At 54.7% G+C, this 16,556-nt stretch carries 15 protein-coding genes; 10 read left to right on the top strand and 5 right to left on the bottom strand.

What is annotated here, in order from left to right; all coding sequences use genetic code 11:
* Window positions 1-52 precede the first annotated feature (52 nt).
* From deoA to deoD, 3 genes are all read left to right on the top strand, one after another.
* Window positions 53-1,375 (top strand): thymidine phosphorylase, encoded by a 1,323-nt coding sequence (gene deoA, locus BZK42_RS15295; RefSeq protein ID WP_016151609.1) that lies wholly within the window; start codon window positions 53-55, stop codon window positions 1,373-1,375.
* Between the two features lie 50 nt (window positions 1,376-1,425).
* Window positions 1,426-2,649 (top strand): phosphopentomutase, encoded by a 1,224-nt coding sequence (gene deoB, locus BZK42_RS15290; protein ID WP_016151610.1) that lies wholly within the window; start codon window positions 1,426-1,428, stop codon window positions 2,647-2,649.
* A 199-nt stretch (window positions 2,650-2,848) separates the two neighbouring features.
* On the top strand, window positions 2,849-3,568 hold the full coding sequence (gene deoD, locus BZK42_RS15285) for a purine-nucleoside phosphorylase (RefSeq protein WP_000224864.1): 720 nt from the start codon (window positions 2,849-2,851) through the stop codon (window positions 3,566-3,568).
* An 84-nt stretch (window positions 3,569-3,652) separates the two neighbouring features.
* Here deoD and lplA read toward each other — a convergent pair whose 3' ends face one another.
* Window positions 3,653-4,669 (bottom strand): lipoate--protein ligase, encoded by a 1,017-nt coding sequence (lplA, locus tag BZK42_RS15280; RefSeq protein ID WP_016155635.1) that lies wholly within the window; start codon window positions 4,667-4,669, stop codon window positions 3,653-3,655.
* A gap of 20 nt (window positions 4,670-4,689) precedes the next feature.
* The gene (locus BZK42_RS15275; protein ID WP_016151612.1) at window positions 4,690-5,331 is read right to left on the bottom strand and encodes a YtjB family periplasmic protein; all 642 of its coding nucleotides are present in this window, start codon (window positions 5,329-5,331) and stop codon (window positions 4,690-4,692) included.
* 115 nt (window positions 5,332-5,446) lie between these two features.
* On the opposite strand from BZK42_RS15275, the gene serB reads away from it, so the two are divergent.
* From serB to nadR, 3 genes are all read left to right on the top strand, one after another.
* A complete protein-coding gene (gene serB / locus BZK42_RS15265) occupies window positions 5,447-6,415 on the top strand; it encodes a phosphoserine phosphatase (protein WP_003829946.1) in 969 nt (322 codons plus the stop codon).
* Window positions 6,416-6,498: 83 nt separating this feature from the next.
* Window positions 6,499-7,881 (top strand): DNA repair protein RadA, encoded by a 1,383-nt coding sequence (radA, locus tag BZK42_RS15260; protein ID WP_016151613.1) that lies wholly within the window; start codon window positions 6,499-6,501, stop codon window positions 7,879-7,881.
* A 65-nt stretch (window positions 7,882-7,946) separates the two neighbouring features.
* Window positions 7,947-9,176, top strand: coding sequence for a multifunctional transcriptional regulator/nicotinamide-nucleotide adenylyltransferase/ribosylnicotinamide kinase NadR (nadR, locus tag BZK42_RS15255; protein WP_016151614.1), 1,230 nt, complete (start codon window positions 7,947-7,949; stop codon window positions 9,174-9,176).
* A 99-nt stretch (window positions 9,177-9,275) separates the two neighbouring features.
* Here the strand turns inward: nadR and ettA are convergent, their stop codons facing one another.
* Window positions 9,276-10,943 (bottom strand): energy-dependent translational throttle protein EttA, encoded by a 1,668-nt coding sequence (gene ettA / locus BZK42_RS15250; RefSeq protein WP_003019019.1) that lies wholly within the window; start codon window positions 10,941-10,943, stop codon window positions 9,276-9,278.
* A 408-nt stretch (window positions 10,944-11,351) separates the two neighbouring features.
* On the opposite strand from ettA, the gene sltY reads away from it, so the two are divergent.
* Window positions 11,352-13,289, top strand: a complete 1,938-nt coding sequence (gene sltY / locus BZK42_RS15245; RefSeq protein ID WP_047358370.1) for a murein transglycosylase — start codon at window positions 11,352-11,354, stop codon at window positions 13,287-13,289.
* Window positions 13,290-13,378: 89 nt separating this feature from the next.
* On the top strand, window positions 13,379-13,705 hold the full coding sequence (gene trpR, locus BZK42_RS15240) for a trp operon repressor (RefSeq protein ID WP_019078321.1): 327 nt from the start codon (window positions 13,379-13,381) through the stop codon (window positions 13,703-13,705).
* A gap of 75 nt (window positions 13,706-13,780) precedes the next feature.
* Here the strand turns inward: trpR and yjjX are convergent, their stop codons facing one another.
* Window positions 13,781-14,296 carry an inosine/xanthosine triphosphatase gene (yjjX, locus tag BZK42_RS15235; protein ID WP_080859398.1) on the bottom strand — a complete coding sequence of 172 codons (516 nt, stop codon included), beginning with the start codon at window positions 14,294-14,296 and terminating at the stop codon, window positions 13,781-13,783.
* 52 nt (window positions 14,297-14,348) lie between these two features.
* Here yjjX and gpmB point away from each other — a divergent pair, with 52 nt between their 5' ends.
* Window positions 14,349-14,996, top strand: coding sequence for a 2,3-diphosphoglycerate-dependent phosphoglycerate mutase GpmB (gene gpmB / locus BZK42_RS15230; protein WP_016155639.1), 648 nt, complete (start codon window positions 14,349-14,351; stop codon window positions 14,994-14,996).
* Here gpmB and robA read toward each other — a convergent pair.
* On the bottom strand, window positions 14,993-15,862 hold the full coding sequence (robA, locus tag BZK42_RS15225; RefSeq protein ID WP_003837295.1) for an MDR efflux pump AcrAB transcriptional activator RobA: 870 nt from the start codon (window positions 15,860-15,862) through the stop codon (window positions 14,993-14,995). The two genes, gpmB and robA, sit on opposite strands and share 4 nt — an antisense overlap.
* Before the next feature lie 211 nt (window positions 15,863-16,073).
* Here robA and creA point away from each other — a divergent pair, with 211 nt between their 5' ends.
* Window positions 16,074-16,547, top strand: coding sequence for a protein CreA (gene creA, locus BZK42_RS15220; protein ID WP_016155640.1), 474 nt, complete (start codon window positions 16,074-16,076; stop codon window positions 16,545-16,547).
* Window positions 16,548-16,556 lie beyond the last annotated feature (9 nt).

Here is a 16,556-nt window from a genome sequence, read left to right as displayed (position 1 = left end):
TTCATTGCAGTGGGTTTTCCGCTGCATTTAACCTGATTTATCGGGGGTTACCATGTTTCTCGCACAAGAAATTATTCGTAAAAAACGTGATGGTCATGCGCTGAGCGATGAAGAGATTCGTTTCTTTATCAATGGGATTCGCGACAACACCATCTCTGAAGGGCAAATCGCCGCCCTGGCGATGACCATTTTCTTCCACGATATGACAATGCCTGAGCGTGTTTCGCTGACCATGGCAATGCGTGATTCAGGAACCGTGCTGGACTGGAAAAGCCTGCAACTGAACGGCCCGATTGTGGATAAACACTCTACCGGCGGCGTGGGTGACGTAACATCACTGATGTTAGGCCCGATGGTCGCTGCATGCGGCGGCTATATTCCGATGATCTCCGGACGTGGTCTGGGTCATACCGGCGGTACGCTCGATAAACTGGAAGCCATCCCAGGGTTTGACATCTTCCCGGACGATGCGCGTTTCCGTGAAATTATTAAAGACGTGGGTGTGGCGATTATTGGGCAAACCAGCTCGCTCGCACCGGCGGACAAACGTTTTTATGCCACCCGCGATATTACCGCGACGGTGGATTCCATCCCGCTGATTACCGGCTCTATCCTGGCGAAAAAGCTGGCGGAAGGGCTGGATGCGCTGGTGATGGATGTGAAAGTAGGCAGCGGCGCCTTTATGCCGACCTATGAGCTTTCTGAAGCGCTTGCCGAAGCGATTGTCGGCGTGGCGAACGGAGCGGGTGTACGTACCACCGCGCTGTTAACCGATATGAACCAGGTACTGGCATCCAGCGCAGGTAACGCGGTAGAAGTCCGCGAAGCGGTGCAGTTCCTGACAGGTGAATACCGCAATCCACGTCTGTTAGACGTCACGATGGCGCTGTGCGTGGAAATGCTGATCTCCGGCAATCTGGCGAAAGATGATGCCGAAGCCCGTGCAAAATTGCAGGCGGTGCTGGATAACGGCAAAGCGGCAGAGATTTTTGGTCGCATGGTTGCAGCGCAGAAAGGCCCGACCGATTTCGTCGAAAATTATGCGAAGTACCTGCCGACGGCAATGCTCAGCAAAGCGGTATATGCTGATACCGAAGGTTTTGTCAGCGCTATGGATACCCGTGCGCTGGGAATGGCGGTTGTTTCCATGGGCGGCGGTCGTCGTCAGGCTTCGGACACCATTGATTACAGCGTTGGCTTTAGCGACATGGCGCGTCTGGGCGACAGCGTAGACGGACAGCGTCCGCTGGCGGTGATCCACGCCAAAGACGAAGCCAGCTGGCAGGAAGCGGCGAAAGCGGTCAAAGCGGCAATTAGCCTTGACGATAAAGCGCCAGAAATTACACCGACAGTCTATCGTCGTATTACCGAATAACTGTATACTGATCTGATCGCTTTTTTGCGGCGCAGATGTTGGAGAACAAGATGAAACGTGCATTTATTATGGTGCTGGACTCCTTTGGTATTGGTGCGACTGAAGATGCGGATCGCTTTGGCGACGTAGGCTCAGACACTATGGGACACATTGCAGAAGCCTGTGCGAAAGGCGAAGCTGACAAGGGTCGCAAAGGTCCACTGAATCTGCCTAACCTGACCCGTCTGGGCCTGGTGAAAGCTCACGAAGGTTCTACCGGTAAAATTGCTGCTGGTATGGACGGTAACGCGGAAGTGATTGGTGCCTACGCCTGGGCGCATGAACTCTCTTCCGGGAAAGACACGCCGTCTGGCCACTGGGAAATCGCGGGTGTTCCGGTTCTGTTTGACTGGGGTTATTTCTCCGATCATGACAACAGCTTCCCGCAGGAACTGCTGGATAAACTGGTCAAACGTGCCAACCTGCCGGGCTACCTCGGCAACTGCCACTCTTCCGGTACCGTGATCCTGGATCAACTGGGTGAAGAGCATATGAAAACCGGCAAGCCGATTTTCTATACTTCTGCAGACTCCGTGTTCCAGATTGCCTGTCACGAAGAGACTTTTGGCCTGGATAAACTCTACGAACTGTGTGAAATCGCTCGTGAAGAACTGACCGAAGGTGGTTACAACATCGGTCGTGTTATCGCGCGTCCGTTTATCGGTGATAAAGCGGGTAATTTCCAGCGTACCGGTAACCGTCACGATCTGGCCGTTGAGCCGCCAGCACCGACCGTGCTGCAGAAACTGGTCGACGAGAAAGACGGTCACGTGGTTTCCGTCGGTAAAATCGCGGATATCTACGCTAACTGTGGCATCACCAAAAAAGTGAAAGCTACCGGCCTGGACGCGCTGTTCGACGCCACCATCAAAGAGATGAAAGAAGCGGGTGATAAGACCATCGTCTTCACTAACTTCGTTGATTTCGACTCTTCCTGGGGACATCGTCGCGATATCGCTGGTTACGCTGCAGGTCTGGAACTGTTCGACCGCCGTTTGCCTGAACTGATGGAACTGGTAGGTGAAGATGACATTCTGATCCTGACCGCTGACCACGGCTGTGACCCGAGCTGGACCGGCACTGACCACACCCGTGAGCACATTCCGGTGCTGGTTTACGGCCCGAAAGTGAAACCAGGTTCTTTAGGCCACCGTGAAACTTTCGCGGATATTGGCCAGACGCTGGCGAGCTACTTTGGTACATCGCCGATGGACTACGGTAAAAACATGCTGTGATACCCGTTGTCTTTCGCGCTGTAGATGCGTTGACTTCATTCGCTCACCCCGGTCACATAGGTAATCTATGCTCCCGGGGGTTCCGAATTCGTCGCCTTCCTACAACGCGAAATCCTTAGGGTATTTGAATTCGTTTTGTCGGTTGGGTAAGGCATTGCTACCCCCTCGACAAAAACAATAAATCAAAAGGGAACTGAAGATGGCAACTCCACATATTAATGCAGAAATGGGTGATTTCGCTGACGTCGTATTGATGCCGGGCGACCCGCTGCGCGCAAAGCATATTGCTGAAACTTTCCTCGAAGATGTTCGTGAAGTGAACAACGTTCGCGGCATGTTAGGTTTCACCGGTACTTACAAAGGCCGTAAGATCTCCGTTATGGGTCACGGGATGGGTATCCCGTCCTGCTCTATCTACACCAAAGAGCTGATCACCGATTTTGGCGTGAAGAAAATCATTCGCGTAGGCTCCTGCGGCGCTGTGCGTATGGACGTTAAACTGCGTGACGTGGTTATCGGTATGGGCGCCTGCACCGACTCCAAAGTAAACCGTATCCGTTTTAAAGATCATGACTTCGCAGCTATCGCTGACTTCGACATGGTGCGTAATGCAGTTGATGCGGCAAAAGCACTGGGCGTAGACGCGCGCGTGGGCAACCTGTTCTCCGCTGACCTGTTCTACTCTCCGGACGGCGAAATGTTCGACGTAATGGAAAAATACGGCGTGCTGGGTGTGGAAATGGAAGCGGCGGGTATCTACGGCGTTGCGGCTGAGTTTGGTGCGAAAGCGCTGACCATCTGCACCGTGTCCGACCATATCCGTACTCACGAGCAGACCACTGCCGCCGAACGTCAGACGACCTTCAACGACATGATCAAAATCGCACTGGAATCCGTTCTGCTGGGCGATAAAGAGTAAGTGTTGTGATGCCCGGTAGCGCTGCGCTTACCGGGCTACAATCGATGTATGCCGGACCGCCATCCGGCATTTTCAGGCCAGCGTTTAGCTCACTGCACTGGCAATCCACGCTGACAGCTCGCGTAACTCTTTCTCCTGCCCTGGGAAATCAACCAGCAGCGCTTCGCACTCCTGTTGCAGCATATCCGCACGGTACAAACACCCCTGCAGACGACCCGCCAGCGCTTCTAACGGCGCGGGATTGAGGCTGTCGGTAAAGACCTGCGTACGGGTGATATGACCTTTTTCCACGTCGAAATGCAGCTCAACGCCGCCCCAGGTGAAACGCTCGTCCAGAAGATGCGAGAACGCGGGCGCCTGACCAAAATTCCACTCCCAACTGCTCTGACGGGCAAAGGTTTCGGCAAAGTTCGGCAGATCCGGGGTTTTGTCCGGCGAGATAATTTCCGCTTCGACACGTTCGCCGTAGTGGGCAAAAAAGGCTTCCGTGATAGCCTGACAGACCTGTTGATGGGTGATGCCCGGCAACAGCTCCGTTAGATTCGCTACGCGTGAGCGAACCGAGGTGATGCCTTTGGCGGCGAGTTTCTTTTTATCCGGATTGAGATAGTTTGCCAGGCGGCTGAGATCGGCGTTCAACAAAAGCGTGCCGTGGTGGAATCCGCGGTCTTTCGTTTCCCGATAAGCAGAGCCGGAAACTTTGCGATCGCCGTCTGGCGTTTTCACGACCAGATCGTTACGCCCGGAGGCGTCGGCGTCTACGCCCAGCGCGTTCAGGGCATGGAGGACAATAGCAGTAGAGATGGTTTTGTCGTACTCCGGTTTACCGGCCATAAAGGTAAAGCAGGTATTGCCTAAGTCATGGAACACCGCGCCGCCGCCGCTGCTGCGACGGGCGAGCCGCACGTTGTCTTCTTCCATACGGCGGGTATTACACTCTTTCCACGGGTTTTGCGCCCGGCCAATCACCACCGTATCGGCGTTACGCCACAAGAACAGGACGCGCTGCGTGGCGGGCATCTGGCGAAAAATGCACTCTTCGACCGCGAGGTTAAACCACGGATCGTAAGAGTCTGAGATAAGCAGGCGTAGTGTCGTCATGGTCGATTTCCTTTCTGTTATTACTCTTTCTTCTCGTTATCTTCTTCCTGTACCGGTTTGTTGGCGGTCAGCAGGAAAGGGGATTGCTGCCAGCGGGTGCGCTTGCCTTGCAATAAGGTACGGGTGAGCACCACGCCAATTGCCAGTGACAGAAGCAGCATTAGGCGTAAGATGTTGGTGGTGTTATCCACCTGCTTGGCTTCGGTGGCGAGCGTGTGGGTATCCAGCGTCAGGCGTAGATAGCCCAGCGGACCATTTCTTCCCTGAATGGGCTCGACAATCTGCTGGTTAAAATAGCCCCCGGCTTTTTTGCCGTCCAACGCCAGTCGGTCTCGAACGTTGACGCTCTCACCGGTGCGTGTAATCAGGTCTCCCTGTTCATCGTAGACCCCCGCATCCAGAATACGGCTACTTTCCGTGAGCTGCGAGAGTACCGCTTTAATGCGCTTTTCATCCGGCGTTTCGGTACGCATCAGCGGGGCGACGTTCAAGGAGACCTGGCGAGCCAGCGTGCGCGCCAGCTCTTCGAGCTGCGGATTACGCTGCTGTTGGTGGCTTTGACTAAACCAGGACGCGCCCTGCATCAGAGCAACGAGCAGCGCAAGGCAGGACAATACAATCACTGCACGATGAAGTCGGAATTTCAGTTTTGTGCGAGCCATATTCCACCTGCTGAAAATTTGAGACTTAATGTTGCCAGAAGCGCTGGTTACAGGGTAGCCTCATGCGTTATTTTCCCCTGATGATTCCGACCCGAACGATTTTACAGGAGCTTTAATGCCTAACATTACCTGGTGCGATCTACCTGAAGATGTTTCTCTGTGGCCAGGTCTGCCTCTCTCTTTAAGCGGTGATGAAGTCATGCCGCTGGATTACCACGCGGGCCGCAGTGGCTGGCTGCTGTACGGTCGTGGGCTGGATAAACAACGGTTAACGCAATACCAGAGCAAACTGGGTGCGGCGATGGTGATCGTGGCGGCGTGGTGCGTTGAGGATTATCAGGTGATTCGTCTGGCGGGCTCGTTAACGCCGCGTGCGGCAAAACTGGCGCATGATGCCAAACTGGATGTTGCGCCACTGGGTAAAATTCCGCATTTGCGCACGCCGGGTTTGCTGGTGATGGACATGGATTCAACGGCTATCCAGATCGAGTGTATTGATGAAATTGCCAAACTGGCGGGAACCGGCGAAATGGTTGCCGAAGTCACCGAACGCGCGATGCGCGGCGAGCTGGACTTTACCGCCAGCTTGCGCAGCCGCGTGGCGACGTTGAAGGGCGCTGATGCCAATATTTTGCACCAGGTGCGCGAAACGCTACCACTGATGCCTGGCCTGACTCAACTGGTGTTAAAACTGGAAACGCTCGGCTGGAAAGTGGCAATTGCCTCCGGCGGTTTTACCTTCTTTGCCGATTATCTGCGTAACAAACTACGTCTGACGGCGGCTGTGGCAAACGAGCTGGAGATCATGGACGGTAAATTCACCGGCAACGTGATCGGCGATATCGTCGATGCGCAGTACAAAGCCAACACCCTGACCCGCCTGGCGCAGGAGTATGAGATCCCGATGGCGCAGACGGTGGCGATCGGCGATGGCGCCAACGATCTGCCGATGATCAAAACGGCTGGACTGGGTATAGCGTATCATGCCAAACCCAAAGTGAATGAAAAGACGGAGATTACGATCCGTCACGCTGACCTGATGGGCGTGTTCTGCATTCTCTCTGGCAGCATGAACCAGAAATGATTTAATTGCCTGATGGCAAAGTGACCGTAGGCCGGATAAGCGCCCACGCTGTCCGGTAAACGCGCTAACGAAAGAGGTAAAACGTGGCCAAAGCTCCAAAACGCGCCTTTGTTTGTAACGAATGCGGGGCCGATTACCCGCGCTGGCAAGGGCAATGCAGCGCCTGTCAGGCCTGGAACACCATTACCGAGGTACGCCTTGCCGCGTCACCAACGGTGGCGCGTAACGAGCGGCTCAGCGGCTATGCCGGGAATGCGGGCATCGCAAAAGTGCAGAAGCTGTCTGATATCAGCCTTGAAGAGTTGCCGCGTTTTTCCACCGGATTTAAAGAGTTTGATCGCGTGCTGGGCGGCGGTGTGGTGCCCGGCAGCGCCATCCTGATTGGCGGTAACCCCGGCGCAGGGAAATCAACGCTGCTGCTGCAAACGCTGTGCAAGCTCGCTGAGCAGATGAAAACCCTGTACGTCACCGGCGAAGAGTCTTTGCAACAGGTGGCGATGCGCGCGCATCGACTCGGTCTGCCGACGGCGAATCTGAACATGCTGTCGGAAACCAGCATCGAACAAATTTGCCTGATTGCCGAAGAAGAACAGCCGAGGCTGATGGTTATCGACTCCATTCAGGTGATGCACATGGCGGATATTCAGTCTTCGCCGGGCAGCGTGGCACAGGTACGCGAAACCGCGGCTTACCTGACCCGCTTTGCCAAAACGCGCGGCGTGGCGATTGTCATGGTCGGCCACGTCACCAAAGACGGCTCGCTGGCCGGTCCAAAGGTGCTGGAGCACTGTATTGACTGCTCGGTGCTGCTCGACGGCGACGCCGATTCTCGTTTTCGTACTCTGCGTAGCCATAAAAACCGCTTTGGCGCGGTGAATGAACTGGGCGTCTTTGCCATGACCGAACAGGGGCTGCGTGAAGTTAGCAACCCTTCCGCTATCTTCTTAAGCCGTGGCGATGAAGTCACCTCCGGCAGTTCGGTGATGGTGGTCTGGGAAGGCACGCGCCCGTTGCTGGTGGAGATTCAGGCGCTGGTCGACCATTCGATGATGGCGAATCCGCGTCGTGTGGCGGTCGGTCTGGAGCAGAACCGTCTGGCGATTCTGCTGGCCGTGCTGCATCGTCACGGCGGCTTGCAGATGGCGGATCAGGACGTGTTCGTCAACGTGGTCGGCGGCGTGAAGGTTACCGAAACCAGCGCCGATCTGGCACTGCTACTGGCAATGGTTTCCAGCCTGCGCGACCGACCGCTGCCGCAGGACTTAGTGGTCTTTGGCGAAGTGGGACTGGCGGGCGAAATCCGTCCGGTACCCAGCGGCCAGGAGCGTATTTCCGAAGCGGCGAAGCACGGCTTTCGTCGGGCGATTGTTCCTGCCGCCAACGTGCCGAAAAAAGTGCCGGAAGGGATGCAGGTCTTTGGCGTTAAGAAGCTTACGGATGCTTTAAGCGTGTTTGACGACCTATAATAAAATACCCGCCGTCTTTCCGGCGGTATTGGGTATTACGTTTATTTTTACAGCAGGAGGCTCTTGTGTCATTTGATTATCTGAAAACCGCCATTAAGCAAAAGGGCTGTACCCTGCAACAGGTGGCAGATGCCAGTGGCATGACCAAGGGATATTTAAGCCAACTGCTGAATGCCAAAATTAAAAGCCCCAGCGCGCAAAAGCTGGAGGCGTTGCACCGGTTTCTCGGGCTGGAGTTTCCGCGCCAGCAGAAGAATATCGGTGTGGTATTCGGTAAGTTTTATCCGCTGCATACCGGCCATATCTATCTTATCCAGCGCGCGTGTAGTCAGGTCGATGAACTGCATATCATCATGGGGTATGACGACACGCGCGATCGCAGCCTGTTTGAAGACAGCGCTATGTCGCAACAGCCCACGGTGCCCGATCGTCTACGCTGGCTGCTGCAAACCTTTAAGTATCAGAAAAATATCCGTATTCATGCCTTCAACGAAGAGGGGATGGAGCCGTACCCACACGGTTGGGATGTGTGGAGCAACGGGATCAAAACGTTTATGCAGGAGAAAGGGATCCAGCCTAACTGGATTTACACTTCTGAAGAGTCAGATGCCCCGCAGTATCTGGAACATCTGGGGATCGAAACCGTGCTGGTGGATCCCAAACGAACGTTTATGAACATCAGCGGCGGGCAAATCCGTGAGAACCCGTTTCGCTACTGGGAGTATATTCCTACAGAAGTGAAGCCGTTTTTCGTGCGCACTGTGGCGATCCTCGGCGGAGAGTCGAGCGGAAAATCGACGCTGGTGAACAAGCTCGCCAATATCTTTAACACTACCAGTGCGTGGGAATATGGGCGTGATTACGTCTTCTCCCATTTGGGCGGTGATGAGATGGCGTTGCAGTATTCCGACTACGATAAAATCGCCTTGGGACAAGCCCAATACATTGATTTTGCTGTCAAGTATGCCAATAAAGTGGCGTTTATCGACACCGATTTCGTTACCACTCAGGCCTTCTGCAAAAAGTATGAAGGGCGTGAACACCCGTTTGTGCAGGCCCTGATTGACGAGTATCGCTTTGACCTGGTGATCCTGCTGGAGAACAACACTCCATGGGTGGCGGATGGCTTACGCAGTCTCGGCAGTTCGGTTGACAGAAAAGCGTTTCAGTCGCTGCTGGTCGAGATGCTGCAGGAAAACAATATCAATTTTGTGCACGTTCAGGAGCCCGACTATGACGGTCGATTTCTGCGCTGCGTGGAGTTGGTGAAAGAGTTGATGGGCGAGCAGAGATAGCGTAAATGCCGGATGGCGTTGCGCTTATCCGGCCTACAAGTCGGACTCACCTCGTAGGCCGGATGAGGCGTAACGCCGCCATCCGGCGCTTAACGGTAATTACTTCGAAATACGCTTGTACTTAATACGCTTCGGCTCCAGCGCATCTGCGCCCAGCGTGCGTTTCTTGTACTCTTCGTATTCGGTAAAGTTACCTTCGAAGAACTCAACCTTACCTTCATCCTGGTAATCCAGGATGTGGGTCGCGATACGGTCGAGGAACCAACGGTCGTGCGAGATGACCATCGCGCAGCCCGGGAACTCCAGCAGGGCGTTTTCCAGCGCGCGCAGGGTTTCGATATCCAGGTCGTTGGTTGGTTCATCAAGCAGCAGCATGTTGCCGCCAACCTGCAGCAGCTTCGCCAGGTGCAGACGACCGCGCTCACCGCCGGAGAGTTCGCCTACGCGTTTACCCTGATCAACACCTTTAAAGTTGAAGCGGCCTACGTAGGCGCGGCTTGGCATCTCGGTGTTGCCGATCTTCATGATATCCAGCCCGCCGGAAACTTCTTCCCACACGGTTTTGCTGTTGTCCATGGCGTCACGGAACTGGTCAACGGAAGCCAGCTTGACGGTTTCACCGAGTGTGATGGTGCCGCTGTCTGGCTGTTCCTGACCGGACATCATACGGAACAGGGTAGATTTACCCGCGCCGTTCGGACCGATGATGCCGACGATGGCGCCTTTCGGTACGGAGAAGCTCAGGTCGTCAATCAGAACGCGATCGCCGTAGGATTTACGCAGATTGGTGACTTCAACGACTTTATCACCCAGACGTGCTCCAGGTGGGATAAACAGTTCGTTGGTTTCGTTACGCTTCTGGTATTCGGTGTTGTTCAGCTCTTCAAAACGTGCCAGACGGGCTTTACCCTTAGACTGACGGCCTTTAGCGCCCTGACGCACCCACTCCAGCTCTTTCTCAATGGATTTACGGCGAGCCGCTTCCTGAGACGCTTCCTGCGCCAGACGCTGATCTTTCTGCTCCAGCCAGGAGGAGTAGTTGCCTTCCCATGGAATACCTTCGCCGCGGTCAAGCTCCAGAATCCAGCCCGCAACGTTGTCGAGGAAGTAACGGTCGTGGGTAATCGCCACCACGGTGCCTTCGAAGTCGTGCAGGAAGCGTTCCAGCCACGCAACGGATTCGGCGTCCAGGTGGTTAGTCGGTTCGTCGAGCAGCAGCATGTCTGGTTTTTCCAGCAGCAGGCGGCACAGCGCGACGCGGCGGCGTTCACCACCGGAGAGGTTCTCAATTTTAGCGTCCCAGTCCGGCAGACGCAGGGCGTCAGCGGCACGCTCAAGCTGCACGTTCAGGTTATGACCGTCGTGCGCCTGAATGATCTCTTCAAACTTGCCCTGTTGCGCAGCGAGTTTATCGAAGTCGGCGTCCGGCTCGGCGTACTTTGCGTACACTTCATCCAGACCTTTCAGCGCGTTAACCACTTCGGCAACCGCTTCTTCCACGGATTCACGAACGGTATGTTCCGGGTTTAGTTTCGGTTCCTGCGGCAGGTAACCGATTTTAATGCCAGGCTGTGGGCGAGCTTCACCTTCGATATCGGTATCAATGCCGGCCATGATGCGCAGCAGGGTCGATTTACCCGCGCCGTTCAGACCAAGTACACCGATTTTGGCGCCAGGGAAGAAGCTCAGTGAGATGTTTTTAAGAATATGACGTTTCGGCGGAACGACTTTGCCGACACGATGCATGGTATAAACAAATTGGGCCACGTTGGACTCGCCTCTTTATTTATCCCGTCATACTTCAAGCCGCAGATGCGTTGGCTGTGAGTTACTCGGCTCATCCATGAGCCTCGCCCTTGCGGGCCGCTGCTCCGCAGCGTTCAAATCTGTTCCTGACAGATTTGTCGTTCCCCCCAGTCACGCACTTTGTACGCTCAGGGGATTTACTCCCTCGCCGCCTTGCTGCAACTTGAATTATTTAGGGCTAATTATTGGTAAATAGTTATCAAAGGCGAAGTGTAGCCTTTTTCATTGCCCAATCCCAGCCAGCAGATCTCACTCGCAACAAAAGTAAAAAAGTGTCCGTGACGTGGCGCATTCTGCAATGTCTGGTTAGCATGAACTAATTAAGCGGCATGATGCTGCACAGACGTAACATGAGAAGAGGAAGAGCTTGTGGACAAAGCCAATCAATTTACCTGGCGCCTGCTGGCGGCCAGCGTATGTCTGCTGACGGTCAGTCAAGTGGCGCGAGCCGATTCCCTGGATGAGCAGCGCAGTCGCTATGCGCAAATTAAACAGGCCTGGGATAACCGACAGATGGATGTCGTAGAGCAGATGATGCCCGGCCTGAAGAATTATCCTCTGTATCCTTATCTGGAATATCGTCAGATTACTGACGATCTGATGAATCAGCCCACCATTACCGTTACCAATTTTGTGCGCGCCAACCCGACGCTGCCCCCCGCGCGTACTCTGCAATCACGTTTCGTGAATGAACTGGCGCGACGGGAGGACTGGCGTGGACTACTGGCGTTCAGCCCAGAAAAACCGGGTACCACGGAAGCGCAATGCAACTATTACTTTGCGAAATGGAGCACCGGGCAAACCGAAGAGGCCTGGCAGGGCGCGAAAGAACTGTGGTTGAGCGGGAAAAGCCAGCCCAACGCCTGTGACAAATTATTCGGCGTATGGCGCGCCTCAGGAACTCAGGATCCGCTGGCGTATCTGGAGCGTATTCGTCTGGCGATGAAAGCCGGGAATACCGGTCTGGTCACGGCGTTAGCTGGGCAAATGCCCGCGCAATACCAAACTATCGCTTCGGCGATCATCGCGCTGGCCAACGATCCGAATTCGGTGATGACCTTTGCACGCACCACTGGCGCGACGGATTTCACCCGACAGATGGCGGCGGTGGCTTTTTCCAGCGTGGCGCGTCAGGATGCGGAAAACGCCCGCCTGATGATCCCGTCTCTGGCGCAGGCGCAACAGCTGAATGACGAGCAAACCCAGGAGCTGCGCGACATCGTCGCCTGGCGTCTGATGGGCAATGACGTTACCGATGAGCAGGCCAAATGGCGCGATGACGCCATTATGCGCTCGAATTCCACCTCGCTTGTGGAACGCCGTGTGCGCATGGCGCTGGGAACCGGCGATCGTCGTGGTCTGAATACCTGGCTGGCGCGTCTGCCAATGGAAGCAAAAGAGAAAGATGAGTGGCGTTACTGGCAGGCGGATCTGCTGCTTGAGCGCGGGCGTGAGGCGGAAGCCAAAGAGATCCTGCACCAGCTCATGCAGCAGCGCGGTTTCTATCCGATGGTGGCGGCACAGCGTCTGGGTGAAGAGTACGAGCTGAAAGTGGATAAAGCCCCGGCAAACGTTGACTCTGCGCTGACTCAGGGACCGGAAATGGCACGTGTGCGCGAGCTAATGTACTGGAACCTGGACAATACCGCGCGCAGTGAATGGGCGAATCTGGTCACCAGTCGCACGAAGTCTGAGCAGGCTCAGCTGGCGCGTTACGCGTTCAACAATCACTGGTGGGATCTGAGCGTACAAGCGACGATCGCCGGTAAGCTGTGGGATCATCTGGAAGAGCGCTTCCCGCTGGCCTACAAGGATCTGTTTACACGCTACACCAGCGGCAAGGATATTCCGCCAAGCTATGCGATGGCGATAGCGCGTCAGGAAAGCGCCTGGAACCCGAAAGTAAAATCGCCGGTTGGTGCCAGCGGGCTGATGCAGATTATGCCGGGCACGGCGACGCATACGGTGAAAATGTTCTCGATTCCAGGTTACAGCAGCCCGAGCCAACTACTGGATCCTGATACCAACATCAACATTGGTACCAGCTATTTACAGTATGTCTATCAGCAATTCGGTAATAACCGCATTTTCGCGTCGGCGGCCTATAACGCCGGACCGGGGCGCGTTCGCACCTGGCTTGGCAATAGCGCGGGTCGTATCGATGCTGTCGCGTTTGTCGAAAGCATTCCATTCTCTGAGACGCGTGGCTACGTGAAGAACGTGCTGGCTTACGATGCGTACTATCGCTATTTCCTCGGTGACAAACCGGAGTTGATGAGCGACGCAGAATGGCAACGTCGTTACTGATCGTGTCGGTTGTGTTATGCTATCGTACTCGTTAAAGAGTACAAAAGGGGGAGGCAAGCACGCTTCCCCCGCAACGATGGCGATAACTTATGACTCAGCAATCACCCTATTCGGCAGAGATGGCAGAACAGCGTCACCAGGAGTGGTTACGTTTTGTCGATCTGCTTAAACACGCCTATGAACAAGACTTACACCTGCCCCTGCTCAATTTGATGTTAACGCCGGATGAGCGCGAAGCGCTGGGCACGCGCGTGCGTATCATTGAAGAGCTGCTGCGCGGCGAGATGAGTCAGCGCGAGCTTAAAAACGAGCTCGGGGCGGGGATCGCCACCATTACTCGGGGGTCGAACAGCCTCAAATCCGCACCGGTGGATCTGCGTCATTGGCTGGAGCAGGTGCTGCTAAAAAATGCCTGATGGCGCTTCGCTTTCAGGCCTAATTATGTGGAGCGGTTGTGGCCGGATAAGGCGAAGCCGCCATCCGGCACAATGCTATAAATACACTGTGTTATGAAATGGGCTGAGCGCCAGAATCACCGCCTGGTGGTATACGCTTGAGCGCGTCAGCTTGCCCGCGGTAAAGACGCCGATTGCGCCCTCTTTACGGCCAATCTCATCAATACCCGTGTAGTCCGACATCACCGGACCGAGCGCTTCGCCTTGACGGACTCTGTCGAGAATGACAGCAGGCAATGGCAGCGTGGCTGAACGGGCTTCGCCGCGCTGGACGCCATTATCAATCACCACCCAACTGAAGGTCGCATCGTCGTCAATTCCCGCTTCAATAGCGACCCAGAAATCAGCCTGCGGGTGCAGACGGCGCGCATTATCAACGCGATTTCGTGCGCCAGTGCGCGTTTCCTGGTTTCCGAAAGGTTGTTCCGGCACGCCACTCTCGACGGCGACGGGTTCAATATGGCAGGATCCTTCCCCGAAAATCTCTTCAAATGCCCGCAGAATTGCCTGAATTTTGGCAGGATTGGTGGTCGCAGAGATAACCTTGTGCATAATTAAGCTCAGTTTGAAAATTCATCGCATCGCAGTATAACGGAAAAAAAGCATGTTACAGGTATACCTTGTTCGCCATGGCGAAACGCAGTGGAACGCCGAGCGACGTATTCAAGGCCAGTCAGACAGCCCACTGACCGCCAAAGGTGAACAGCAAGCCATGCAGGTGGGCGAACGCGCCCGCACGTTTGGTATTACGCATGTCATCAGTAGCGATTTAGGTCGTACACGACGCACCGCAGAAATCATCGCCCAGGCCTGTGGCTGTGATATCACCTATGACGCACGTTTGCGCGAGCTGAATATGGGCGTGCTGGAGCAACGCCATATCGATACGCTGACGTCGGAAGAAGAGGGCTGGCGTCGCCAGTTGGTGAACGGTACGGTGGAGGGGCGTATTCCTGAAGGGGAATCGATGCAGGAACTGAGCGATCGCGTCCACGCGGCGCTGGCATCCTGTCTGGAACTGCCGCCGGGGAGTCGTCCGCTGCTGGTCAGTCACGGTATTGCACTGGGTTGTCTGGTGAGTACGATTCTGGGATTACCGGCATGGGCTGAACGTCGCCTGCGTCTGCGCAACTGTTCTATTTCTCGCGTCGATTACCAGGAAAGTTTGTGGCTTGCGCCGGGATGGGTAGTTGAAACGGCAGGGGACATCTCACATCTGGACGCCCCTGCGTTAGACGAACTGCAGCGCTAGCGGCGAATCGGAATCAGGAATTCGCAGCGCAGGTTGATCGGGCGATCTCCCGCTTTGGCATCTTCTGCCGGGTAGTATCGCTCGATATCCTGCCCTTTACGGCGCGTCAGGTTCAGCATTGGCATGCATGTGCCGTAAACCGTCAGGATAAACTCCTGTACACCGGTCCCCAGCCCTTCATAGGTAAACATCACATACTCGCCGCCCTGTAGCAGGATAGGCTGTGCCGACGGCACATAACCATTGGCCTGTTCCGGCGTCAGTGCTGTGGTGTAAAACACTTCCTGCTCGTCATCTTTTTCAATGCTCGGACGCGTTTCGTTCAGCCCGTACAGCACCGGTGGGATCGCAGGAGCCTGGCTAAGGAAGTCGCGCCAGAACTGAATTCGCATTTCATGACGGAAATCTGAAATCTGCTCCAGCGAGCAGGAATAGCTTTGCGTGGTGCCAAGCAGTTGCGTATCTTCCAGCGTGACAAACTCGTGCGCAGGCATGGCAAATTCACCCAGTCGCATAGGCGGGCGAATACCAAACGCGCTCCATTCCGGTGAACGGCGATACAGCGCAGGCGTCTGGGAAAACTGTTTCTTGAACGCGCGGGTAAAGGTTTGTTGAGAGTCAAAGCGATATTGCAGCGCAATATCCAGAATTGGGCGTGCAGTCAGGCGCAGCGCCACTGCGGATTTCGATAAACGACGGGCGCGGATATAGGCGCCAATAGCATGGCCCGTCACGTCCTTAAACATTCTCTGCAGGTGCCACTTGGAATAGCCTGCTTTTGCCGCCACATTGTCAAGCGACAAAGGCTGATCCAGATGACCTTCCAGCCAGATTAATAGGTCGCGAATAATGCCAGCCTGATCCATAAAATATCCTCATCCTTTCAACAACGAGTACCTGACGTCAGGTATGAGGATAATAGCATTTTTTGCTGTTTTAGCATTCAGTGTTTTTTTTGCTCATAAATGCTTTTTTCGATCATTCGAAAGCGTGATTATTGTAATCCTGTGATCTGTATACGTTTTATCTTAGAATGTCGAATAATTACACAGAGTAACTTTTAAAAATGGTAACAATATGAAATATAAGAGCTTAATCATTTCCTCAATTCTGCTGATGTTGGCGCAGGTTGTCCATGCGGAGCAGATTGGATCTGTCGATACGGTGTTCAAAATGTTTGGGCCGGATCATAAAATTGTGGTCGAAGCGTTTGACGATCCTGATGTTACCAACGTGACCTGCTACGTGAGCCGGGCGAAGACCGGCGGCATCAAAGGTGGGTTGGGGCTGGCGGAAGATACCTCCGATGCCGCCATTTCCTGTCAGCAGGTGGGGCCGGTAGAACTGAGCGACAGAATCAAGAACGGCAAAGCGCAGGGCGAAGTGGTATTTAAAAAACGTACCTCGCTGGTGTTTAAATCCTTACAGGTCGTGCGTTTTTACGACGCGAAACGTAATGCCCTGGCCTATCTGGCCTATTCAGATAAAGTGGTCGATGGATCGCCCAAAAATGCCATCAGCGCGGTGCCCATCATGCCGTGGCGGGAATAACAAGGAAGC

The sequence above is a fragment of the Citrobacter braakii genome (assembly GCF_002075345.1).
GTDB lineage: Bacteria > Pseudomonadota > Gammaproteobacteria > Enterobacterales > Enterobacteriaceae > Citrobacter > Citrobacter braakii.
Note: the sequence above shows the minus strand (reverse complement) of the source record. Positions and strands in the feature narration are given on the sequence as shown.